Annotated in this window: 19 protein-coding genes and 1 pseudogene; 6 read left to right on the top strand and 14 right to left on the bottom strand. The window is 64.7% G+C overall.

The genetic code is table 11. From position 1 onward, the window contains the following. Window positions 1–70 precede the first annotated feature (70 nt). Complete coding sequence (gene acs / locus ACK4R0_RS11145; protein WP_409674006.1) at window positions 71–2,026, bottom strand: acetate--CoA ligase; 1,956 nt, start codon at window positions 2,024–2,026, stop codon at window positions 71–73. A gap of 272 nt (window positions 2,027–2,298) precedes the next feature. On the opposite strand from acs, the gene ACK4R0_RS11140 reads away from it, so the two are divergent. After that, window positions 2,299–4,437, top strand: coding sequence for a TonB-dependent receptor (locus tag ACK4R0_RS11140; RefSeq protein ID WP_409674005.1), 2,139 nt, complete (start codon window positions 2,299–2,301; stop codon window positions 4,435–4,437). Window positions 4,438–4,645: 208 nt separating this feature from the next. On the opposite strand, the gene ACK4R0_RS11135 is transcribed toward ACK4R0_RS11140, so the two are convergent. Continuing rightward, window positions 4,646–6,130: a DEAD/DEAH box helicase gene (locus ACK4R0_RS11135; RefSeq protein ID WP_409674004.1), complete on the bottom strand. Its 1,485-nt coding sequence runs from the start codon at window positions 6,128–6,130 to the stop codon at window positions 4,646–4,648. Window positions 6,131–6,263: 133 nt separating this feature from the next. Further along, a complete protein-coding gene (locus tag ACK4R0_RS11130; RefSeq protein ID WP_409674003.1) occupies window positions 6,264–6,800 on the bottom strand; it encodes a hypothetical protein in 537 nt (178 codons plus the stop codon). Window positions 6,801–7,009: 209 nt separating this feature from the next. On the opposite strand from ACK4R0_RS11130, the gene ACK4R0_RS11125 reads away from it, so the two are divergent. Both ACK4R0_RS11125 and ACK4R0_RS11120 read left to right on the top strand, forming a co-directional pair. Next, complete coding sequence (locus ACK4R0_RS11125) at window positions 7,010–8,446, top strand: FAD-binding oxidoreductase (protein ID WP_409674002.1); 1,437 nt, start codon at window positions 7,010–7,012, stop codon at window positions 8,444–8,446. 90 nt (window positions 8,447–8,536) lie between these two features. Next, the gene (locus tag ACK4R0_RS11120) at window positions 8,537–9,322 is read left to right on the top strand and encodes a SapC family protein (RefSeq protein WP_409674001.1); all 786 of its coding nucleotides are present in this window, start codon (window positions 8,537–8,539) and stop codon (window positions 9,320–9,322) included. An 84-nt stretch (window positions 9,323–9,406) separates the two neighbouring features. Here ACK4R0_RS11120 and ACK4R0_RS11115 read toward each other — a convergent pair whose 3' ends face one another. The 10 genes from ACK4R0_RS11115 to ACK4R0_RS11070 all read right to left on the bottom strand — a co-directional run bounded on the left by ACK4R0_RS11115 (window position 9,407) and on the right by ACK4R0_RS11070 (window position 18,082). Then, a complete protein-coding gene (locus ACK4R0_RS11115; protein ID WP_409674092.1) occupies window positions 9,407–9,868 on the bottom strand; it encodes a molybdenum cofactor biosynthesis protein MoaE in 462 nt (153 codons plus the stop codon). A gap of 1 nt (window position 9,869) precedes the next feature. Continuing rightward, window positions 9,870–10,118 (bottom strand): MoaD/ThiS family protein, encoded by a 249-nt coding sequence (locus tag ACK4R0_RS11110; RefSeq protein WP_409674000.1) that lies wholly within the window; start codon window positions 10,116–10,118, stop codon window positions 9,870–9,872. Between the two features lie 9 nt (window positions 10,119–10,127). Continuing rightward, on the bottom strand, window positions 10,128–11,138 hold the full coding sequence (moaA, locus tag ACK4R0_RS11105) for a GTP 3',8-cyclase MoaA (RefSeq protein WP_409673999.1): 1,011 nt from the start codon (window positions 11,136–11,138) through the stop codon (window positions 10,128–10,130). 39 nt (window positions 11,139–11,177) lie between these two features. Further along, window positions 11,178–11,699: a prolyl-tRNA synthetase associated domain-containing protein gene (locus ACK4R0_RS11100; RefSeq protein ID WP_409673998.1), complete on the bottom strand. Its 522-nt coding sequence runs from the start codon at window positions 11,697–11,699 to the stop codon at window positions 11,178–11,180. A 7-nt stretch (window positions 11,700–11,706) separates the two neighbouring features. Next, window positions 11,707–12,894 carry a serine hydrolase domain-containing protein gene (locus tag ACK4R0_RS11095; protein WP_409673997.1) on the bottom strand — a complete coding sequence of 396 codons (1,188 nt, stop codon included), beginning with the start codon at window positions 12,892–12,894 and terminating at the stop codon, window positions 11,707–11,709. Window positions 12,895–12,910: 16 nt separating this feature from the next. Beyond that, window positions 12,911–14,305, bottom strand: a complete 1,395-nt coding sequence (locus ACK4R0_RS11090) for a cryptochrome/photolyase family protein (protein ID WP_409673996.1) — start codon at window positions 14,303–14,305, stop codon at window positions 12,911–12,913. Beyond that, a complete protein-coding gene (locus ACK4R0_RS11085; protein WP_409673995.1) occupies window positions 14,302–15,264 on the bottom strand; it encodes a metal-dependent hydrolase in 963 nt (320 codons plus the stop codon). Before ACK4R0_RS11085 ends, ACK4R0_RS11090 begins: the two co-directional genes overlap by 4 nt. Before the next feature lie 6 nt (window positions 15,265–15,270). Continuing rightward, window positions 15,271–15,933, bottom strand: a complete 663-nt coding sequence (locus tag ACK4R0_RS11080) for an HAD-IA family hydrolase (RefSeq protein ID WP_409673994.1) — start codon at window positions 15,931–15,933, stop codon at window positions 15,271–15,273. Continuing rightward, window positions 15,930–17,033, bottom strand: a complete 1,104-nt coding sequence (locus tag ACK4R0_RS11075; RefSeq protein ID WP_409673993.1) for a DUF2855 family protein — start codon at window positions 17,031–17,033, stop codon at window positions 15,930–15,932. Before ACK4R0_RS11075 ends, ACK4R0_RS11080 begins: the two co-directional genes overlap by 4 nt. 131 nt (window positions 17,034–17,164) lie before the next feature. Next, window positions 17,165–18,082 carry an SMP-30/gluconolactonase/LRE family protein gene (locus ACK4R0_RS11070; RefSeq protein WP_409673992.1) on the bottom strand — a complete coding sequence of 306 codons (918 nt, stop codon included), beginning with the start codon at window positions 18,080–18,082 and terminating at the stop codon, window positions 17,165–17,167. A gap of 140 nt (window positions 18,083–18,222) precedes the next feature. On the opposite strand from ACK4R0_RS11070, the gene ACK4R0_RS11065 reads away from it, so the two are divergent. Both ACK4R0_RS11065 and ACK4R0_RS11060 read left to right on the top strand, forming a co-directional pair. After that, window positions 18,223–19,227 (top strand): aspartate carbamoyltransferase catalytic subunit, encoded by a 1,005-nt coding sequence (locus tag ACK4R0_RS11065; protein WP_409673991.1) that lies wholly within the window; start codon window positions 18,223–18,225, stop codon window positions 19,225–19,227. Next, window positions 19,224–20,477 (top strand): dihydroorotase, encoded by a 1,254-nt coding sequence (locus ACK4R0_RS11060; protein WP_409673990.1) that lies wholly within the window; start codon window positions 19,224–19,226, stop codon window positions 20,475–20,477. Before ACK4R0_RS11065 ends, ACK4R0_RS11060 begins: the two co-directional genes overlap by 4 nt. A 44-nt stretch (window positions 20,478–20,521) precedes the next feature. Here the strand turns inward: ACK4R0_RS11060 and ACK4R0_RS11055 are convergent, their stop codons facing one another. After that, window positions 20,522–20,986 (bottom strand): hypothetical protein, encoded by a 465-nt coding sequence (locus ACK4R0_RS11055; RefSeq protein WP_409673989.1) that lies wholly within the window; start codon window positions 20,984–20,986, stop codon window positions 20,522–20,524. 189 nt (window positions 20,987–21,175) lie between these two features. Between ACK4R0_RS11055 and ACK4R0_RS11050 the strand changes: the two are divergent. After that, window positions 21,176–22,040, top strand: a pseudogene (locus ACK4R0_RS11050) (excinuclease ABC subunit A); the annotation flags it as partial.

The raw sequence follows: 22,040 nt of genomic DNA, 5'->3' as shown, positions 1-22,040 counted from the left end.
GGCATCGAACGACACGATAGCCAAGCCGATACCCGATGATGGCAGATATCGGCGCTATCCGCCAGACGATTCAGCCCCCCTGCCGCCCGGCGATCAGCGCATCGACCACCGATGGATCGGCCAGAGTGCTGGTATCCCCCAGCGCCCCGACGTCATTTTCGGCGATCTTGCGCAGGATGCGCCGCATGATCTTGCCGCTGCGGGTCTTGGGCAAACCTGGCGTGAAGTGAAGGTGATCGGGCGTCGCGATCGGGCCGATCTCCTTTCGCACCAGCGCCCTCAATTCGGCCACCAACGCATCGTCGAAATTTTCGCCGACGTTGAGCGTGACATAGCAGTAGATCCCCTGCCCCTTGATGTCGTGCGGAAAGCCGACGACCGCCGCTTCGGCGACCCTGGGGTGCAGCACCAGCGCGCTTTCGACCTCGGCGGTGCCCATGCGGTGGCCCGAGACGTTGATCACGTCATCGACCCGGCCGGTGATCCGGTAATAGCCGTCGGCGTCGCGCTTGCAGCCGTCCCCGGTGAAGTACTTGCCCTTGTAGGTGCTGAAATAGGTCTGCACGAAGCGGTCGTGATCGCCATAGATGGTGCGCGCCTGACCCGGCCATGCCGCAGCGATGCACAGATTGCCCTCGGTCGCACCTGCAAGCACGTTGCCATCGGCATCGACCAGCTGGGGATCGATGCCGAAGAACGGCAACCCCGCACTGCCCGGACGCATCGCATGGGCATAAGGCAGTGTGGTGATCATGATCCCGCCGGTCTCGGTCTGCCACCAGGTGTCGATCACCGGAACCTGTTCCTTACCGACCACCCGGTAATACCAGCGCCATGCCTCGGGGTTGATCGGCTCGCCCACCGACCCGATCAGTCGCAGGGCAGAAAGGTCGTGTTTTTCCACCGGCGCGTCGCCTTCGCGCATCAGCGCGCGGATCGCTGTCGGTGCGGTGTAGAAGATGTTGACGCCGTGCCGCTCGCACATGTCCCAGAACCGGCTGTGGTCGGGGTAATTGGGAACGCCCTCGAACAACAGGCTGGTCGCACGGTTGAGCAGCGGGCCATAGACCGAGTAGCTGTGCCCGGTCACCCAGCCGATGTCCGCGGTGCACCAATAAACCTCGCCCGGACGGTAATCGAAGGCGTAGTGGAACGTCGTCGCGATCCACACCGCATAGCCGCCGGTGGTATGCAGCACGCCCTTGGGCTTGCCGGTCGATCCCGACGTGTAGAGAATGAACAGGGGATCTTCGGCATTCATCGGTTCGCACGGGCAGGACTCGGGGACGGTCGCGGCTAGATCGTGATACCAGTGATCGCGGCCTCCGGTCATGCCGACGTCCGCGCCGGTGTGCCGCACGACCAGCACCGCATCGACGTCGATGCCATGCTCCTCCAGCGCAGCATCGACATTGGCCTTGAGCGGCACGGTCTTGCCGCCGCGCATCCCGGCATCGGCGGTGATCACGACACGGCTGGCGCAATCCTCGATCCGCCCGGCCAGCGCCTCGGGCGAGAATCCGCCGAACACGACCGAGTGCACCGCGCCGATCCGCGCGCAGGCGAGCATCGCGATCGCACCCTCCAGCACCATCGGCATATACACGGTGACGCGGTCGCCCTTCTTGACGCCCAGTGCCTTGAGCGCCCCTGCCATCGCCTGAACCTCGCGCAGCAGGTCGTCGTAGCTCAAGCTGCGGACGTCTCCAGGCGCATCGCCCTCCCACACCAGCGCGTTATCGTCGCCATGCCCGGCGGCAACATGCCGATCGACGCAGTTGAAGCACAGATTGAGCTCGCCATCCTCGAACCAGCGGATATCGACCGGGTCATATGACGATCCGTTGATCTTCGTGGGAGTGACCGACCAATCGATCCGGTCCGCCTGCAGCGCCCAGAAGCCATCGGGATCACGCAGCGAAGCGGCATGCATCTCGCCATATTGCTTGGGCGTGCACCAGGTCTGCGGGTCGTTGGGCGGCGAAATCAGCGCTTCGGCAGAATGCTCTTCGCGGGGGCTGGTCATGGCGATGGTCCTTGATTGCTTGGGGCTGTGCGGCAGACTGCCGGCATCTTGTCTGCCCCTTGTCTGCCCCATGCCGACTGCATGGGCAACCCGCAGCGGCCCGCCGCAAATCTGGCGATATTGTTGTTGATATAACATTACACCGGTGCTAGCGGACGCGCCAACAGCCGCCGGGTCGCATCCGGGCACAGCCCTGCCCGTTCCACGTCCGCCTTTAGGGCGCGGCGGCTGACAACTGAAAAGACAAACAACCACGGGAGCATATACCGATCATGCGCAGCACAGCTCTGCTCGTCACCACTTCGCTTGGCCTCAGCACCGCGCTGTTGGCGCCTTTGCCCGCTCTGGCGCAGCAAGCCCGCACGGTGGCGGTCGCCGATGAAGACGGCGACGATTTCCACCGCAACCGCGGCATCATCGTGACCGCGCCGTTCGTTCGCGATCTCAGCATCCTTGCAGGCACGTCCGAACTGAGCGGGGACGATCTGTCGCGCGAATCGCGCTCGCAGATCGGGGACGCGCTGACCAAGCTTCCCGGCGTTTCTGCGACCAGCTTTTCTCCCGGGGCTTCGCGCCCTGTCCTGCGCGGTTTCCAGGGTGAGCGGATCCGCGTGCTGACCGATGGCATCGGCACGATCGACGTGTCGAACACCTCGCCCGACCACGGCGTCACCGTGGAGCCGATCATCCTCGACCGGGTCGAGGTGCTACGCGGCCCTGCGGTGCTGCTGTTCGGCGGACAGGCGGTCGGCGGCGCGGTCAACACGATCGACAAGCGCATCCCGCGCGAGGTGCCAGAAGAACCCTTCCACCTCGACGCGCTCGCCACTTACGGATCGGCTGCGGACGAACGCAGCATCGGCGCCAGCCTTGATGTGCCGATCACCTCCAAGCTGGTGCTGCATCTCGACGGCAGCTACCGCAAGTCCAACGACCTGCGCGTCGGCGGGTTCGTCCTCTCGCCCGGCCTGCGTGCCGAGCAGCTCGAAATCGCAGCCGAGGAGCGCGAGGAAGGCAATATCGGCGAGGCCGAAGAGGCCGAAGAACTGGCCGGGTTGCGCAATCGCATTCCCAACACCGGCACGGAAACCTACAGCTTCGCTGGCGGCCTCGCCTATATCGGAGAAGGCGGCAGCTTCGGGATTTCGGGCAGCTATTATAACAGCCTGTACGGCGTGCCCGAGCGGCCCGGCGCGGGGCACCATCATCACGACGAAGAGGAAAGTGCTGGCGGAGAGGAAGAAGGTCCCGTGACCATCGGCCTCGACCAGATCAAGGTCGATTTCCGCGGCGAGGTGAACCTGCCCGGCTTCTTCCAGGCGCTTCGGCTGCGCGCCGCTTATGCCGACTTCAAACAGACCGAGTTCGAGGGCGACGAGGTCGGCACCGTGTTCACCAATCAGGGCATCGAATCGCGGCTCGAGCTGGTGCAGCGCGACAACGGTGGATGGCGCGGCGCAAGCGGCGTGCAATATGTCCACCGCGATTTCAGCGCCATCGGTGCAGAAGCGTTCGTTCCGCCCAACGTCACCGACCAGATCGGACTGTTCACCCTGCAGGAAGTGCGTAGCGGCGATTTCGAGGTCGAGGGCGCCGCGCGATACGACAAGGTCAACGTAAAATCGCAGCCGCTGGGGGTGGAGCGCGACTTCAACTCCTATTCGTTCGCGCTGGGCCTGGCCTATATCGCCAACGACCAGATGCGCATCGGGGTCAACCTCAACCGCGCCCAGCGCGCGCCGGCAGCCGAGGAGCTGTTCTCCAACGGAGCGCACATCGCCACGCAGGCGTTCGAGATCGGCAACCCCGATTTCACCACTGAAAAGAGCTGGGGTGGCGAGGCGTATATCCGCTGGTCGACCCCGGACGTGAAGCTGTCGTTGACCGGCTTCTACAACCGCTTCGACGACTTCATCATCGACGTGCCGACCGGGCTGGAGGAAGATGACCTGCCGGTGTTCCAGTTCATCCAGAACGATGCCAAATATTATGGTGTCGAGGCCGAGGCATCGGTGATCTTCGCGCGCGCCGGCGGTTTCCGCTTCAGCGCCGACGGTGTGGCCGATTATGTCCACGCCTCGCTCGATGGTCTGGGTCCGGTGCCCCGCATCCCACCGCTGCGGCTGCTGGGTGGGCTTGAAGCGCAAAGTGACGTCGTCAGCCTGCGCGCAGAGGTGGAATGGTTCGACGACCAGCGGCGCAATGCCAACTTCGAAACCGAGACCGACGGGTTCACGCTGGTCAACGCCAGCGCTTCGTGGAAACCGCTGGGTCCGGGCCGGGGTGTGACGCTGATCGCGTCGGCCAACAACATCTTCGATGTCGTCGGCCGCCGCGCTGCCAGCTTCACCAAGGATTTCGCGCCGCTCGCCGGTCGCGACTTCCGGATCTCGGCAAAGTTCAGCTTCTGATGGGATACTGTAACCTCGTTCTCCGGCGAAAGCTGGAGAACGGGGCCCGTGTACTAAGTCGCCAATGACCATTTCCGTCATTCCCGCGAACGCGGGAATCCCGCTCTTCTTTGCACGATCGGCAAAGAAGCGGGACCCCCGCCTGCGCGGGGGTGACGATAGAACTGGGAATTGATGCGTTCCCTCTGCGGATGCCTCCGCAGCGCTGTCAGCTTTCGCCGAAGCCTACCGACAGGAAGTCGGGCATCGGGCCGTTCCAGCCATCATCGGGACCATCGTCACGATCGTTCGAACGCCGCGGCTTCGACGCAGCCGGACGGCGGTCGGCCGATCGCGGGCGATCCTCGCGGGGCTTGCTGTCGCGGGACTTGGCTTCACGGGGCTCGCGCCGCGGCTTGTCCTCACGGACCTCCTCGGGGCGGACAACCTCTTCACGCTCGTCCTGTACCGGTGCGCGCTCTTCGCGCGGTGCGCGGGCCTTGGCCTCGCCGCGCGCGGTCCTGCGCCGGGGCGTACGTTCCTCGGAATCGCGTGCCTTGGCAGGCTTGGCGGGCTTGGCCTCTGCGCTCGATCCGCCGGAGTCGGCCACGGTGATCTCGGGGATCGTCGTGCCGATCAGCTTTTCGATATTGGCGAGCGCTTCGGCGTCTTCCTCGGTGATGAAGGTATAAGCCTTGCCGGTCGCCCCTGCCCGGCCCGTGCGGCCGATGCGGTGGACGTAATCGTCGGGATGCCACGGTGCGTCATAGTTGAACACATGGCTGACGCCCTTGATGTCCAGCCCGCGCGCGGCGACGTCTGACGCCACCAGAATGTTGATCGTGCCGTCCTTGAACTTGTCGAGTTCGGCGATGCGGTCGCGCTGCTCCATGTCGCCATGGATCTCGCCCGAATCGAAGCCGCCCTGGCGCAGCGCCTTGTTGAGATCGCGCACCGTGGTCTTGCGGTTGCAGAAGATGATCGCGGTGTGGACACCGGCATCGAGCATGGTGAACAGCGTATCGCGTTTGCGCCGCGACTGAACGCGAACCTTGCCCTGCTCGATCGAGGCGTTGGCGCTCGCAGGCCTTGCGACCTCAATGTACTTGGGACTGGTCAGGAAGCGGTCCGACAGCTTCTTGATCGGCGGCGGCATCGTCGCGGAAAACAGCAAAGTCTGGCGCGTGGCGGGCAGCCGGGTGCAGATCGTCTCGATATCGGGGATGAAGCCCATATCGAGCATCCGGTCGGCCTCGTCGATCACGAGCAGGCCGCAACCGGTCAGCAGGATATTGCCGCGATCATACAGGTCCATCAGGCGGCCCGGGGTCGCGATCAGAACATCGACGCCCTTTTCGAGCGCCTTGATCTGGTCGCCCATCGATACGCCGCCGATCAGCAGCGCCATCGAAAGCTTGTGATACTTGCCGTACTTTTCGAAATTCTCGGCGACCTGGGCGGCGAGTTCGCGAGTCGGCTCGAGGATCAGCGAGCGCGGCATCCGCGCGCGGCTGCGGCCTTCGCCCAGCACGTCGATCATCGGCAGAACGAACGCAGCGGTCTTGCCGGTGCCCGTCTGCGCGATGCCGATGATGTCCTTGCCCATCAGGATCGACGGTATGGCCTGCGCCTGGATCGCGGTCGGAGTCGTATAGCCGGAATCAGTGACCGCCTGGATCAATTCTTCGGAAAGGCCGAGATCGGCAAATATCATAGGGTATCCAGATTAAGGCAGCAGTGCAGACACAGTTCGTCGCGCTATCGATGCAGGGCCATGGGCCACGTGGCCCCCTTGGGCAAACATTGCCCAAAAGTCAACCATCGTGCGGTGACATGCCAAACTGCGATCAGTCCTCGGGGACCAGCTGGCGCAGCTTCTCGACCCCGCATTTGCTGCCCGATCGCGCCTGCAGCAGATCGCGGTCCACGCACAGGCGGCCGTCGCCGCTGCGCTCCATGTAAAAGCCCTGATAGAACTCGCGCGCGCTGCACGATTTCTCGAGCTCCGCCTCGATCATCCGCTGGTCGCGCATGAACAGCACCAGCATGTCGTCATTGACCACGCGAACCCCGGTGACGTCGCGCATCGCCAAGCACTTGCCGACCTTGCGGCGCTCGAAACGGGGCGGCTCGGGCACCGGAACGCGGCGCGGCGGCGGCACCGGCATCAGCGAGGACTGCGACAGCGACTGGCGCGGCACGCGGATGATGATCCGCTGTTCGATGCGGACCTGGGCCATCGCACGCGGCGCCGGATCCAATGTGCCGAGCATTGCCGCGGGCAAGCCGGCCTTCACGCCATCGTCGGTTACGCCGGCGCGCTCTTCGGGCACCGGCAGCGAGCCCAGCATCAAAAGCGCAAACAGGACGTCAACAAATGCCATGGCCGCTTGCGGCTATCCTCCGAACCCTCAGGCTGCAAGTGCAGCCACCCCTTGTGTCCCGGTTAAGCCGAACGATTGAACCGTGGATTAACGCTGCGACGGAGCAATCGACAAGGCAAAATTAGCCCACGACTGTTGCACAGCCGACACGCTTTTTGCGATCTGGTTGCCCGTTGTTTGGCGCCGGTCGCCGGTGTAGACAGCAAGCCATGATCGATGCCGCCAAACAGCCTGCCCTCATCGAAAGCCTGTCTGCCATATTGGGCGGCAGGGGCCTTTCAATCGACCCAGGCGAAATCGCCCCGTGGCTGACCGATTGGCGCGGCCGTTATCATGGCGCGGCGCTGGCCATGGTGGCGCCTGCTAACGCTGCCGAACTGGCCGAAATCGTCAAGCTTGCCGCGATCACCGGCACCCCGATCGTACCCCAGGGGGGCAACAGCGGCATGGTCGGCGGGGCAACGCCCGACACTTCCGGAACCGCGCTGCTGCTCAGCACGCGGCGGATGAATGCGATCCGTGCCATTGATCCGCAGGCGGGCACCGTCATCGCCGAGGCAGGAGTCGTGCTGCAGACCCTGCACGAAGCGGTCGCCGTGCATGACATGCGCTTTCCGCTGACCTTGGGCGGCAAGGGATCGGCAACCGTCGGCGGCCTCGTATCCACCAATGCGGGCGGAACGCAGGTGCTGCGCCACGGCACGATGCGCGCGCTGGTCGAGGGGATCGAAGCGGTGCTGCCCGATGGTTCGCTCTACGAAGGGCTGGTCACGCTCAAGAAGGACAATCGCGGCTATGATCTCAAGCACCTGCTGATCGGGGCGGAGGGCACGCTGGGCATCGTCACGGCCGCAACGCTGAAGCTGGTCCCGGCGCTGGTCGACCGCGCGGTCGTCTGGGCAGGCGTGGAGTCGCCGCTTGCTGCGCGCGATCTGCTGCTGCTGCTTGAAGCCCGTGCCGGCCGCGAGATCGAAGGGTTCGAGATCATTCCGCAGCGGTGTCTCGACAACGTGCTGCGCCATATTCCCGGGACGCGGGCACCCTTGGCATCCCCCTGCCCCTGGAATGTGCTGATCGAGTTTGCCCGCGACAACCCGTCGGCAATGCCGCCCGACGCCTTGGCCGAAACGATGATGACCGAAGCATATGATCACGGACTGATCATCGACGCGGCGATCTCGGCAAGCGAATCGCAGGCGGAAGCCTTCTGGAAGCTGCGCGATTCCATTTCGGAGGCGGAACGTACCGAAGGCCCGGCGATGCAGCACGATATCAGCGTGCCGGTGGCCGAAATGGCGCGCTTCATCATTGAGGCCGGCGCCAAGGTCGAGGCGCGTTTCCCCGGAACCGAGGTCGCTGCCTTTGGGCATATGGGCGATGGCAATGTCCACTTTCATGTCGCTGCCCCCAAGGGAGCCGACCGCGAAGGCTGGACCGCCGGTCCAGGCAAGGAAATCAGCGCCTTCGTGCACGATCTGGTGGTCGCGGCCCAGGGGTCGATCTCCGCCGAACACGGCATCGGCCAGATGAAGCGCGACGAACTGGCGCGGCTCGGCGATCCGGCGTGGATCAACGCAATGCAGGCGATCAAGCGCGCGTTGGACCCGATGGGCATCATGAATCCCGGCAAGCTCGTTACCGCCTGATCGCACTCCCTCTTGCGCCGGGCTTTCTGGCAACTTAAGGCGCTTGCTCCGAAAACAAATCAAGCCACCAGTTTCAGCGGAGAATAGTTCATGGCCAGCGCGCCGCAAGCAAACCGTCTGCCGGTTCTTTTCAACGATCTCGTGCCGCTCAATTCCAAGGATCACGCCAACTTCCGTTCGCGGACGATGGATGGCGCGCATTTCCTCAAGAACCAGCACGCGATCCCGCTGACGGTCGAGGAGTTCTCGCAGGCGCAGCGCCATTATCCGATCATCTTCTCGGCAGGACCGGACCCGGTGCCGCTGGCGCTGATGGGAATGAACGAAGGCGTCAACGTCTTCCTCGACGACGACGGCAAGTATCGCAAGCCGGCCTATGTCCCCGCATACATCCGCCGCTATCCGTTCATGCTCGCCAAGCTGCGTCCCGATGCCGACGAGCTGTCGCTCTGCTTTGACCCGACCTGCGAGGCGCTGGGCGAGTTCGAGGAAGGCGATGCGCTGTTCGATGGCGACCAGCCCAGCGAAGTGACCAAGCATATCCTGCAGTTCTGCGAGGATTTCGAACGCGCCGTTCAGGGCACCGCGTTCTTCATGGAAGAGCTCAAGAGGCTCGATCTGCTGATGGACGGAGAGCTCAAGATCGAGCACCCCACGCTGTCACAGCCGTTCGTCTATCAGGGCTTCCAGATGGTGAGCGAAGAAAAGCTGCGCGAACTGCGCGGCGACGAACTGCGCAAGCTGAACCAGAACGGCGCTCTGCCGCTGATTTACGCCCATCTGTTCTCGCTTCAGGTGATGCGCGACCTGTTCGCCCAGCAGGCCGCCGACGGCAAGGTTCCCAATCTGCCGCAGCAGACCGCAGCGATCAACTGATCAATAGCAGTTTTTCCCCGTCATTCCCGCGAAAGCGGGGGTGACGACGGGAGGCAGTTGGCGTCCCAGGGGGATAACAGCCCTCTACGGATCATCCCACCGCGCGGCGTCGGCATAGTCCTCGTCGCGCGGTTCGATCCACTGCCTGCCCTGCCCGCCGGTCTCGCTCTTCCAGAACAGCGCCCGGCTTTTCAGATAATCCATCAGGAAATCCGCAGCCTCGAACGCCGCGCGGCGGTGTGCGCTCGCTGTGGCGACCAGCACGATCGGCGCGTGCGGCGGCATCTCTCCGACCCGGTGGATGACCAATACCGCCTCCAGCGGCCAGCGGCTGCCAGCGCCCGTCACCGCCTCGGCAATGCCACGCTCGGTCATGCCCGGATAATGCTGCAGCCAGAGCGCCGAGACCGCGCCATCTGCGCCCGAAGGCCGGACCACGCCGGTAAAGCTTACGACCGCGCCGGACTCCTTGAGCGCGGCGCGGAACGCCGCGACTTCTGCCTCGGGATCGAAAGGTCCGTCGGCGATGCGAATGTCGCAGCGCATCTCAGCCACCGCTGACCGGCGGCAGGAATGCCAGCTCGTCCTCATCCTCGACCAGCGCATCGGCATCGACGATCACGCCGTTGATCGCATAGCGGATGCGCGGCTCGGCGAGCGCGCTGCCCAACAGATCATCGGTCTGGCCCAGAATGCCGATCAGGTCGGCAATCGCATGCGGCTCGCTCAGCCCCAGGCTTCGCTCGGTCCCGCCAGCCAGATCGCCCAGACGGCCAAAGAACAGCAACAGCGCCATGTCCAGCGCTCAGCCGCCTGTCATCGACATGTGCCGCGACAGCGCGGGCGCCGCACCGGGGGCATCGATATGGAAATCATGCCGCTCGGGCTTTCTGGCGATCGCGCGGTCGAGCGCAGCGTCGAGCGCGGCATCGCTGTCGGGACCGCGCAGCGCCGCGCGAAGATCGACCTGGTCGTTCTGGCCCAGGCACATGAATATCTGCCCGGTTGCAGTCACCCGCACGCGGTTGCACCCGGCGCAGAAATTGTTGGTCAGCGGAGTGATCAGCCCAAGCCGTCCGCCAGTCTCGGCGACATCGACATAGCGTGCTGGCCCACCACTGTCGTGCGGGCTGTCGCTCAGCGTCCAGGCCTGCTCGAGCCGGTCGCGGACCGCGGTCAGCGGCAGATAATGGTCGAACCGGTCTTCCTCGACCTCGCCCAATGGCATCACCTCGATCAGGGTCACATCGAACCCGCGGCCATGCGCCCAGCCGATCAGCGAGGGCAGCTCCTCCTCGTTCAGCCCCTTGAGCGCGACAGTGTTGAGCTTGATCTTGAGGCCTGCGCGGTCGGCGGCATCAATCCCTGCGAGCACCTGCGCCAGCGCATCGCGCCGGGTCAGCTTAGCGAACAGGTCGGGCTGCAGGGTATCGAGCGAAACGTTGATCCGGCGCACGCCTGCATCGACCAGTGCCCCGGCATGCTGTTTCAACTGCGTCCCGTTGGTGGTCAGCGTGAGCTCGTCGAGCCCGTGACCCAACTCGCGCCCCAGCAGGCCGATCAGCGTCATCAGGTCGCGGCGGACCAGCGGCTCGCCCCCGGTCAGCCGGATTTTGCGCACCCCGCGCGCGATGAACGCCAGCCCCAGCCGATGCAACTCCTCCAGCGTCAGCACTTCGGCCTTGGGCAGAAACTGCATCCGCTCGGGCATGCAATAGGAACAGCGCAGATCGCAGCGGTCGGTCACCGAGAGGCGGACGTAGCTTATTGTGCGCGAAAAACTGTCGATCAGGGGGCGGGGCGTTACCAGCGTCATGGAGGCAGGACTACAGCAAGCGGCCGCCAGCGCCCACCCTCAATTTTGCGATCGCTCGGGCGCGGGCGCCTTGTTGGGCACCGGCACGATCAAAGGCGCATGCCGCCAGCGCACCAGCAGCCGCACCAGATCGAGCCCGGACAGTCCCAATGTCGCGGTGTTGCGCAACGGGTGGACGTTGACCCGGGGCTGCGCTGCGAGCACCTCGTCGAGCACCAGTTGCACCCGCCCTTTCGTATCGTTGAACGCGGCGAGCGGGGTCACCGATCCGGGCGTGATGCCCAGCAGCTCGACCATTTCGTCGGCGCTGCCAAAGCTGAACCGCCCTGTCCCGACCATATGCCTGAGCGCACCCAGATCGACCTGCTTTTCTGCAAGCACCGTCGCCAGATAGAACTGGCCGCCGGTATCCTTGAGGAACAGGCTCTTGGTGTGCGCACCGGGCACGCGCCGCTCCATCGCGCTGCTTTCCAGCACGGTGAAGACGGCCTCATGCTCGACCTGATCGAAGACGATGCCAGCGGCGGCAAGTTCGCCATGCAGGCGGCTGTCATCGGTCATGCCTACGTCAGTCCGCGGCCATTGCGAGTTTCTGGAAGAACTGCAGCTGTGGCAGACGCAGGTCCGGGCTGCTCGCCTTGGGCCAGTTGCTGACCACCGCGATCACCATCTTCTTTTCGGGCACGATCAGGATCGACTGGCCAAAGATCCCCTGCCCTCCCCAGGCGCCGCCGGGATAGGTCCACCACTGATAGCCATAGCCGAAGCCCGGCAGGCCGATCGGCGTCTGCTCCTTGCCAGCTTCAGCAAACCAGCCCTCGGGTACCTGGCCCGCGCCGCCTTCCATCGCGAACAGGCCCATCCGCGCATAATCCGCCAGCCGGATCGACAGGCAACAGCCGCCGACATTTTGGCCTGCCGAATCGACCATCCAGAACAGATCACCCTCAAATCCCGCAGGCTTGACGATCTTTTCCTCGGCATATTCGGTCAGCGTCTTGCCGGTGGCGCGCTGCACGATAACGCCGATGAGGTTGGTCTCGCCGGTCTTGTAGACCCATTTGCTGCCAGGTTCGGCTTCGCGCGGAAGCGTCTTCATATACGCGCTGTTGGGGTCTTCGCCCGGCCCGACCGCAACCGAGAGCATCTTGACGACATCGCTGTTGGGGTCGGTATAATCCTCGTTCCACTTGACGCCCGAGGTCATCGTCAGGATCTGCTTGACCGAAACGCCATCGTAACCGCTGCCGGCGAGCTCAGGCACGTACTTGGTCACCGGGTCGTCGATCGAGGCGATCAGCCCGTCCTTGACCGCCGCGCCGACCAGCGTCGAGGTGAACGACTTGGCGACCGAAAAGCTGGTCCAGCGGTCCTCGGCACCTAGTCCCAGACCATAGCGCTCGAGCCGGACCTTGCCGTCCTGGATGACCATCAGCCCGGCGACATTCTGCGCCGTCATAAATGCCTCGATCTCGGCATCGCTGACAGGCAGGTCGGCCCCCTTGGGAAGCGCACGCGGGGTGCCCGCCTTGGCGGTGGTGCCGGGGAACTGCGTTTCCATGGCGCGGAAATTGGCCGAGCGCTGGGCATCCGACCAGAACAGGATCTGCGCGCCAGCGGTGCGCACCCGTTCCATCTCGGCGGGGCTCATCTGCTGGATCGACTTGACCGCCGGGGTGGCCTCCTTGGCAACCGCGATCGATCCCGCACCGACCGCCAGCGCACACGCTGCCGCAAAACTCGTCCAAACCCGCATTGCCTCAGTCTCCCTGTTATGATTTCACGTTTGCGTGCGCAGCGAGCGCGCGCTCGCGCGCCTGTTTATGCCCGATCAGCTTTTTGGGATAGCCCTTCACGAACTTGCCCGCAGCTTCGGGATCGTGGATATCCTTGTCCGATAGCGCGGCAAGCTCGGGCACCCACTGGCGGATATAACCCGCCGCATCGAATTTCTCCGATTGGGTCAGCGGCGCCATGATGCGCACGAACATGTTCGAATCCACCCCGGTCCCCGAAGTCCACTGCCAGTTGGTGGCGTTCGATCCATAATCGGCATCGACCAGCGTATCCCAGAACCACGCCTCGCCCACCCGCCAGTCGACCAGCAGGTGCTTGATCAGGAAGGAGGCCGCGACCATCCGCACGCGGTTGTGCATCCATCCGGTCGCCCAGAGCTGGCGCATCCCGGCATCGACCAGCGGATAGCCGGTGCGACCCTGCTGCCAGGCTTCGAGCTCGGCCTTGACCTTGGCATCCGAGGCATCACGCCAGGGGAAGGCATCGAAGGTGTCGCGGGCGTTCTGCTTGCCGTAATCGGGGTATTGCGCGATCACGTTCTGCGCATAATCGCGCCAGACCAGCTCCTCGAGGAAGGTCTCCACCGACCCGCCCGCATCCATCGTCGCATGCCAGACCGTGGCGGGTGAAATCTCGCCGAAATGCAGGTGCGGCGACAGCCGCGACGTGCCCTCGATCGACGGCAGGTTGCGGCGATCCTCATAGTGCTTCGCCTTGGCGAGAAAGGCATCGACCCGCTTGGACGCACCTGCCTCGCCAGGTGTCCACTCTTCGCCAAAACCCTTGGCCCAATCGGGCTTGGTCGGCAGCAGCTTCCAGTCTTCGAGCGTGTCGCTCTTTGGCCAGGTCTTGGGCGCATCGAGCGCATCGGGTGCGGGCAGCGGCTTGGGCGGCGGCATATGCTGCGCCAGCGCGCGCCAGAACGGGGTATAGATCTTGTAGGGCTGGCCCGCGCCCGTGGTCACCGATCCCGGCGGCATCAGATAATTGCCGTGATGGCATTCGAGCGTGCATCCATCAGGCAGCGCTGCCTTGAGCGCGCGCTCGGCATTGCGCCACCAGGGTTCGTAATGCCGCAGGCAATGCACCGCCGCAGCATCGGTCTCGCGCGCAAGGTCGGCAAGCACGTCGGCGGCAACGCCCCGGCGCAGCACCAGCCGCGAGCCCAGCTTGCGCAAATCGGCATCGAGCGCACTCAGGCTGTGGTGCAGCCACCAGCGCGATGCGCCGCCCATCTTGCGATGCTTGGGTGTCTCGTCGTCGAGCACGAACACCGGGATCACCGGTCCGGCCTTCGCAGCTTCAACGAACGCAGCCTGATCAGCCAGCCTGAGGTCGCGGCGCAGCCAGACGATCGAGGGGCGGGTCATGGGGTATCCTTTACATCGACGATCACGGTGAACCGGTCGGCGATCGGTGAACTGTCGAACCGCGCGTCGCGCAATGTCACCCTTTTGCCTCCGGGAATATCGGTGAGGCTCGCATAGGGGATCCGCGCCCAGAACAGAAAGGCCTTCGCGTCAGGATCTTGCGCTGCCGCGCGCGCAACCAACGGGCTCGCCATGTTGGTGGCAGTGGCACCGCGGGCGAGCACCGGGGTCATTCCTTCAACGGCGTTGAAGCTGCCGCGCCCGATCAGGCTCTCGCCACGCCACAAGATGTCGCGATGCCAGAAGCGCACCGGCACGGCGTTGGCGATGACGAGGTCGGGCGTGATGCCGCGCTGCGCGCGCACCGCGATGGCGGTGTCCGCTTCGGCCTTGGCAGAAAAGGCAAAGTTTCCGCCGATATAGACCAATGCCAGCGCCAAGGCCGCCTGTGCCGGTCGTTCCCAGCCTGGCCTGCCTGCCGCTTCCCTGCGTCGCGACGCCCAGATGCCCAGCGGCAGGATGGTCCACAGCATCGCATCGATAATGAACAGCGTGTCGCCATAGAACCAGCGCGGCGAGAACGGCTCGAGCAACCGGATGCCGTAATTGTTCATGTAATCGAGCGCGGGATGCGACAGCGTGCCGACATAGGCCAGGATCAGCAGCGGCACCGGCCGCACCGGCAGCCGCGATCGTGGCCGCTTGCGCCGCCGCACCTGCCATCGCTCGAAGCCGATCATCGCGGCTGTCAGCAGCAGCGGCAGGATCAGCAGCGCGATCGGCCCATGCGTCAGCCCGCGCCGCAGCGCCAGCGATTGCGTGCCCATGACGCTCAGCACCGCATCGATATCGGGCAGGTTCGCACCGATGATCAGCGTCGGCACCGCCAGCCCGGTCATCCGCTTGAGACCCGCCTGCCCCAATGCCCATCCGGCAAGACTGTGCGTGAAATTGTCCATATGCGCTCAGTCTTTCGCGGGCCATTCGTCGCGCACCCCGAGCAGCGCGCGCAGATCGGCCAGCGCCTGCGCCTCGCCGGTCACCTTGATCGCCGCCATTCCCATCGCCGCTGCAGGTTTGCAGTTCACCCCAAGGTCATCGAGATAGATGCAGGCCTCGGGCGCGACATCGAGTGCCTCGCACATCATCGCGTAGATGCGCGGATCGGGCTTGCGGACGCCGGCCTTGCTACTTTCGATGACATGGTCGAACCGCGCCATGATCGCGGCGATTTCGGCGGCGCGGGCATCATCGAACACCATCGCCGATCCGCGCCCCGCGCGCACGTTGTTGGTGATGCAGCCGAGCGTAAAGCCATCCGCCTTCAGCGCATCGAGCGCGGCCACCATGCGCGGGCGGACATCGCCCGCCAGGCAACCGATCACGTCGCTGCCGCTGATCTCGAACCCCAGCGCCTGCGCCTCAGCGGCAAAGGCGATGTCGAACGCGGCGGCGTCGATCTCGGCGCGTTCGAAGCGCGCCCAGGCGTTGGTGTCCGGATCGGCAGCGTTGATCCGGCGGACGCAGTCGCGCGGCAAGCCGCGCTGCGCCTCCAGCCGGTTGAACGCCTCGAACGGCGACGAGGTGATCACCCCGCCGAAATCGAAAATAACTGCAGAAAAGCTCATGGAACGATGACCAGCCCCGTCCTGGCGTCGGCCCTGCCCTCGACCGTTTCGGTGTATGCAGCGAGCGCGGCATCGGCTCCCTCCCGCTTCTCGATGCCCAGCAGGCGCGGTGCAAGATCGACAAAGCCAAGCCAGGCCGCCTCGAGCTTCTGGCGGAAGGTGTCCGATCCCCATTCGCCGATCCGCTTGTCACTGCGGCCCGGCGCGAAGAACATCTGGCGCGGGGGGCCAGCCAGCGATGTGCCATCGTCGGTCGAATCCCAGTGCGATTTGCCGACGACGATCGACGCCTTGAGCGCGTCCTTGAAATGGTTGTGCACGCTGGCGGCAACCTGTGGATTGCCGGCCATGTCGACCATCGCGCTGGTGATGCCGGCGTCCATCGCGCCGATCGCGTCATAAGTGATGACCGTGTCGTATAGCCCGAGCGACTCGACATAGGCGGCGTTGCCCGCGCTGGTCAGCCCGACGATACGCGGCCGCGAGGCGCGCTGACCGAGCACCTGTGCCAGGCCGATCGCGGTCTTGCTCGATGCGCTGGCAATCAGGATTTGCTGCGCAGCATAATCGCCTTCGTCCTCGAGCTGGTCGGCAATCAACCATCCGGTGAGGAACAGCGGGCGGAACACCGGCCAGTAATCGTGATCCTGCGCGCGATAATCACCCAGAGCATCGATCCGCTGATACTGGTTGTAGATCACCGGCAGCGTGGTGCGGCGCGGGGTCATGTCGGTGAAGCCGTGCGGCCCGACCTTGCCCGGCATCAGCACCGCGTGGCTCGCCATCGGGAAATAGCCGTAAAGCTGCGTCCCCACGGGTACGCCCGCGTGCGCGCTGCGGCTGACGGTAGCGAAGCCCCAGACCGGCAGCCGACCCGGAGCGTCGCGCTCGGCGAAGAAATCCCAATAGCCCTGATCGTTGCCGAACAGGCCCATGGGCTTGCCGAACACCGCGTAGGTGACGTTGTTGGCGGTCATGGCATAAAGGTCGAGCGTGACCTCGATTGCAACTTCGGGCAGATCGGTTTGCGGCGCATCGACGATCTGAGCGTCGGCTATCTGGTCGCGGTCGATATCGATGGCCCAGCGTTGGGTGGTCACGGTCTTGGTTCCTCGTTCCAAATGCTAACTATGCCGTCACCCCCGCGAAGGCGGGGGTCCCGCTTTTTCTCGGCACTCGGCCAAGAAGCGGGATTCCCGCGTTCGCGGGAATGACGAAGGTGAAAGCATTATCAAACATTCAAATAATTCAGCTTCGCCCCGCCGCGCGGCCAGTCCATCTTGACCAGTCTCCCGGTGCCCGACAGCGTGATGTAGGCGGTCTTGAGCTCTGGCCCGCCGAAGCAGATGTTGGTGGTGAACGGATCATCGGTGCCGACGAACTCGACCAGTTCGCCTTCGGGCGACACCACCGAAATCCCGCTCTGGCCGATCGTTGCAACGCAAATGTTGCCCACGCCATCCACGCCCAGCGAATCGAAGAACGTGTAGCCGCCTGGGCTGTAGAGGAACGTGCCCCCGGGCCCGAGCAGGCCCTGGCTGAACGCGATCTCGCCAGGCGCGGCGATGTCGTACGCCCACAATTTGCAGGTATAGGTTTCCGCGACATAAAGCCGCTTGCCATCGGGCGAGAGGCCGATGCCGTTGGGATTCTCCATCGGGAAGATGACTTCCTTGAGCAGCGACCCATCGGCCTTGGCGTAGAACACGCCGGTCACGTCGCGTTCGCGCCGCCGGGTCTTGCCATGGTCAGTGAACCAGAAGCCGCCGGCATCATCAAACACGATGTCGTTGGGGCCGCGCAGCGTGCAGCCGAAATCGCCATCCTTGTAGAGCGTCTCGACCGCGCCGGTGTCGAGATCGACCCGCTCGATCCGCCCGCCGGAATAGTCCTCAGCCTGGCCGTGCGGGACAAGCAGACCTGCGCGTTCGACATAATGGAAACCGCCGTTGTTGCAGACGTAAAGCTTGCCATCCGGGCCGAGTGCCGCACCGTTGGGGCCGCCGCCGACTTCCGCGATAACCTGTTGCGATCCGTCGGCGAGCACCCGGGTGATGCAGCCTCGTTCGATCTCGACCAACACCACGCTGCCATCGGGCATCGCCACCGGGCCTTCGGGAAAGCGCAAACCTTCGGTGACCAGCTCCATCCAGAATCCCTCTCGCTTACATTCTTGTCAGCCCGCATCATTGCGGCTTGGGCACCGGCTGTCCAGCCTGCATTCGGATCGCGGCGCGGCGCAAATCGGGCTTGAGCAAAACCGTCTTGGTCCCTAGATGCTGGGCTTTAATGACATCACCAGAAAACCTCTCTGTTCGCCGCCCTGCCAGCGACTATCCGCCCGGCCGCGCCGCCTTTCCGCACCGGCATCTGCTGGGGATCGCGGGGCTGCAGCCCTGGGAAATCGAGTTCCTGCTCGACGAGGCCGAGCAGTGGGTCGACATGAACCGCCAGGCGAGCAAGCATGACGACAGGCTCGCAGGGCTCACGCTGATCAACGCGTTCTTCGAGAACTCCACCCGCACATTGCTGTCGTTCGAGATCGCGGGCAAGCGTCTGGGCGCGGATGTCGTCAACATGCACGCTGCGCAATCCAGCGTCAAAAAGGGCGAGACGCTGATCGACACTGCGGTGACCTTGAACGCGATGCGCGCCGATGCCATCGTCATCCGTCATGGCAGTTCGGGCGCGGTGCAGCTGATCGCCGACAAGGTGGGCTGCCCGGTGCTCAATGCAGGCGACGGGACGCATGAGCACCCGACCCAGGCGTTGCTCGATGCGCTGACCATCCGGCGGCGCAAGGGCAAGATCGCAGGGCTTCGCGTCGCGATCTGCGGCGACATCCTGCACAGCCGGGTGGCGCGCTCGAACATGATTTGCCTCTCGACGCTGGGCGCCGAGGTGCGCGTCGCCGGCCCCCCTGCGCTGATACCGCCCGCTGTCGAATCGATGGGCGGCACCCCCTGCCGCGATTTTGCCGAAGCATTGGACGGCGCAGACGTCGTGATGATGCTGCGGCTGCAGAACGAGCGCATGCAAGGCCAGTTCATCCCATCGCCGCGCGAATTCCGCCACCTTTACGGATTGACCGATACAAAGCTGGCATTGGCGCAACCCGATGCGCTGGTGATGCACCCCGGCCCGATGAACCGGGGCATCGAGATCGACAGCCATATCGCCGACAATGTCGAACGCTCGGCGATCACCGATCAGGTCGAGATGGGGGTGGCGATGCGCATGGCGTGCCTCGACGTGCTGACACGGCGGTCGCGCGGCGTGGAGGGCTGGGCATGAGCAAGCTTCCTGCGCGCCCGCTGACCATCATCAACGGTCGCCTTGTGCTGCCCGGCCAAGCCGAGCCCGTGCCCGGCGCGCTGCGCATCGTCGGTGACCGGATCGCCGAAATCGGCGATGTCACGCCGGGCGCAGACGATACCGTGCACGATGCCAAAGGCGCGTTGGTTGCGCCGGGTCTGGTCGACCTTGGGGTCTTTGCCATCGATCTTCCCGCCTTCCATTTTGGCGGAATCAGCCGGGCGGCATTGATGCCCGATCAGGACCCGCCGCTCGATCACCCCACCCGCGTCCGCTTCGCTGCATATTCGGGCAAGCCCGACTTCTGGGTGCACCCATTGGCCGCCGCCACCCGCGATCTGGCGGGCAGCGAGATCGCCGAAATCGGCCTGATGAAGGAGGCAGGTGCGCGCGCGGTCGCCACAGGCCGCCGCTGGATCGTCGATACCGGCGTCATGCACCGGCTGATGCAATATTGCGCGATGCTCGGCATGCCGCTGATCGTCCACAGCCAGGACCACGGGCTCTCGGGCAATGCCGTCGCGACCGCCGGCGAAATGGCGACCCGATTGGGCCTGCCCCAGGCCCCGTCGGAAGCCGAGAGCATCGCCATCGCGCGCGATCTTGCGCTGGCGCGGATGACCGGGGCACGCGTCCATTTCCGCCAGGTGACCACGCGTGCAGGCCTCGCCCTGATCCGCGCCGCCAAGGCCGAAGGCCTTGCCGTGACCGCCGGGATCACGCCCGCGCATCTGTTCCTGTCCGACGTCGCGCTCGGGGGATTTCGCACCTTTGCCCGGCTGTCACCGCCGCTACGGTGCGAGGACGACCGTCAGGCGGCACTCGAAGCGGTGGGCGATGGTACGATTGATGTCATTGCGTCGGGCCACGATCCGCGCGGTCCAGAGGACAAGCGCCTACCTTTCGCGGACTCGCAGCCTGGCATGGCCGGCGCCGAGACGCTGCTGCCGTTGTCGCTGGGATTGGTGCGCGATGGGGTCATCGGAACCCAGCGCCTGTTCGACCTTATCGCGGCGAACCCTGCGCGTCTGCTCGGCGTCGAAGCGGGCGAGCTGCGTTGCGGGTTCGAGGCGGATATCGTCATCGTCGATGCCGACCGCCCATGGCAGGTCGATTCGGGCAAGATGGCGGCGAGCGCCGGCAACACGCCATTTGACAAGTTGCCGGTGCAGGGCCGGTGTGTCGCCCTGTTCAAGGGCGGACGTCTGGTCGATCAGATCAAGAGCTAGCGCGACCCGGCTATCGGGCGCGCCAGCTCATCGCGGAACCCCAATTACTGCGGCATCGGTGGCGGGGTCTGCGCGCAACGCTTGCGATTGCCCGCATTACAGGCGGCCACATCGGCCTGCCACTGCGTGTGGATGGCATCATACAGCTGCTTGACCTGCGCATATTCGGCTTCGGCGCGAGCGCGCGATTCCTGCGTGTTCTCGTACAGCTTCATCTGGCTTTCATAGCTGGCCCGGCGCGCTTCATATTCCGCCTGGTTGGCTGCATTCTGCTCGAGCTGCGCTTGCGAAAGCTCGAGCTGGGCAGTGTTGGCAGCTTCGCGCGCGGCCTGCTCTTCGGGCGTGCTCGGGTTGAGCGTAACCGGCGAAGGCTCCATCGATCCTGTATCGGGGGCTTCGGTGTCGGGCTGCATCGGCTGCTGTGCCGTGAGCGGTGCAGCGACGAAACAGGCGGTCAGCACCGCCGCGGCGGACGCGGAGCGTAAAAAGCGGTTAGTGATCATGGTCATTCCCTCAAACCAAAGTTGATTTCGGTTAACACGGCAACGCAGTCTCCGCAAAGCCGTTCCATGCAGAGCAGCTTGCGGTCTTGCAGGGAGAGGTTGGCGCCACCATCTGGTTCACGCCCGGCGTCCACACGTTCGCCGTCTCGCCTTCCCCGCTTGCAACCAGAACATCAATGGAACATAAGGCGCTCCATGCTGACTCATATTTCCGTGCGCGGCGCGCGCGAGCACAATCTCAAGGGCGTCGACATCGATCTGCCGCGCGATCAACTGATCGTGATCACCGGGCTTTCGGGGAGCGGCAAATCCAGCCTCGCGTTCGACACGATCTATGCCGAGGGGCAGAGGCGCTATGTCGAGTCTCTTTCGGCCTATGCGCGCCAGTTCCTCGAGATGATGCAGAAGCCCGATGTCGAGCATATCGACGGGCTGTCACCGGCGATCAGCATCGAGCAGAAGACGACCAGCCGCAACCCGCGCTCGACCGTCGCCACGGTGACCGAGATCTACGACTATATGCGGCTGCTCTGGGCGCGGGTCGGCGTACCTTACTCCCCCGCCACCGGCCTGCCGATCACCGCGCAGACCGTCAGCATGATGGTCGACCGGGTGATGGCGCTACCCGAGGGCACGCGCTTCTACCTGCTCGCGCCCGTCGTGCGCGGCCGCAAGGGCGAGTATCGCAAGGAGCTCGCCGAATGGCAGAAAGCGGGCTTCACCCGCGTCCGCATCGACGGCGAGTTCTACGAGATCGACGAAGCGCCCGCGCTCGACAAGAAGTACAAGCACGACATCGAGGTCGTCGTAGATCGCATTGCGGTGCGCGAGGGTATCGAAACGCGGCTGGCCGACAGTTTCGAGACCGCGCTGAAGCTGGCTGAAGGGCTGGCGTTCGTCGATCTGGCGGATGGGACGGTAAGCGCCCTCTCCCCTTCAGGGGAGAGGGAAGAGCCGCGCAGCGGCGAAGGGAGAGGGGCAAGCGCACCCGATGCACCGGGGGCGCCCGCCCACCCCCCCCCCCCCCGCGCGGGGGGGGGGGAAAAGCTAGTAAAAAAAG

Source organism: Blastomonas sp., assembly GCF_046294995.1.
GTDB lineage: Bacteria > Pseudomonadota > Alphaproteobacteria > Sphingomonadales > Sphingomonadaceae > Blastomonas.
The sequence above is the reverse complement of the archived record's forward strand: the minus strand, read 5'-3'. Positions and strand labels throughout refer to the sequence as shown.

Coding starts and splice junctions, on each gene's coding strand:
- ACK4R0_RS11110 (WP_409674000.1), bottom strand. CDS start 10,118: ATGGCGCTGTTGCTGTTCTTTGGCCGTCTGGGCGATCTGGCTGGCGGG.
- ACK4R0_RS11125 (WP_409674002.1), top strand. CDS start 7,010: ATGATCGATGCCGCCAAACAGCCTGCCCTCATCGAAAGCCTGTCTGCC.
- ACK4R0_RS11080 (WP_409673994.1), bottom strand. CDS start 15,933: ATGAGCTTTTCTGCAGTTATTTTCGATTTCGGCGGGGTGATCACCTCG.
- moaA (WP_409673999.1), bottom strand. CDS start 11,138: ATGACGCTGGTAACGCCCCGCCCCCTGATCGACAGTTTTTCGCGCACA.
- ACK4R0_RS11115 (WP_409674092.1), bottom strand. CDS start 9,868: ATGCGCTGCGACATTCGCATCGCCGACGGACCTTTCGATCCCGAGGCA.
- ACK4R0_RS11085 (WP_409673995.1), bottom strand. CDS start 15,264: ATGGACAATTTCACGCACAGTCTTGCCGGATGGGCATTGGGGCAGGCG.
- ACK4R0_RS11055 (WP_409673989.1), bottom strand. CDS start 20,986: ATGACCATGATCACTAACCGCTTTTTACGCTCCGCGTCCGCCGCGGCG.
- ACK4R0_RS11120 (WP_409674001.1), top strand. CDS start 8,537: ATGGCCAGCGCGCCGCAAGCAAACCGTCTGCCGGTTCTTTTCAACGAT.
- ACK4R0_RS11060 (WP_409673990.1), top strand. CDS start 19,224: ATGAGCAAGCTTCCTGCGCGCCCGCTGACCATCATCAACGGTCGCCTT.
- acs (WP_409674006.1), bottom strand. CDS start 2,026: ATGACCAGCCCCCGCGAAGAGCATTCTGCCGAAGCGCTGATTTCGCCG.
- ACK4R0_RS11140 (WP_409674005.1), top strand. CDS start 2,299: ATGCGCAGCACAGCTCTGCTCGTCACCACTTCGCTTGGCCTCAGCACC.
- ACK4R0_RS11135 (WP_409674004.1), bottom strand. CDS start 6,130: ATGATATTTGCCGATCTCGGCCTTTCCGAAGAATTGATCCAGGCGGTC.
- ACK4R0_RS11090 (WP_409673996.1), bottom strand. CDS start 14,305: ATGACCCGCCCCTCGATCGTCTGGCTGCGCCGCGACCTCAGGCTGGCT.
- ACK4R0_RS11130 (WP_409674003.1), bottom strand. CDS start 6,800: ATGGCATTTGTTGACGTCCTGTTTGCGCTTTTGATGCTGGGCTCGCTG.
- ACK4R0_RS11100 (WP_409673998.1), bottom strand. CDS start 11,699: ATGACCGATGACAGCCGCCTGCATGGCGAACTTGCCGCCGCTGGCATC.
- ACK4R0_RS11070 (WP_409673992.1), bottom strand. CDS start 18,082: ATGGAGCTGGTCACCGAAGGTTTGCGCTTTCCCGAAGGCCCGGTGGCG.
- ACK4R0_RS11095 (WP_409673997.1), bottom strand. CDS start 12,894: ATGCGGGTTTGGACGAGTTTTGCGGCAGCGTGTGCGCTGGCGGTCGGT.
- ACK4R0_RS11065 (WP_409673991.1), top strand. CDS start 18,223: ATGACATCACCAGAAAACCTCTCTGTTCGCCGCCCTGCCAGCGACTAT.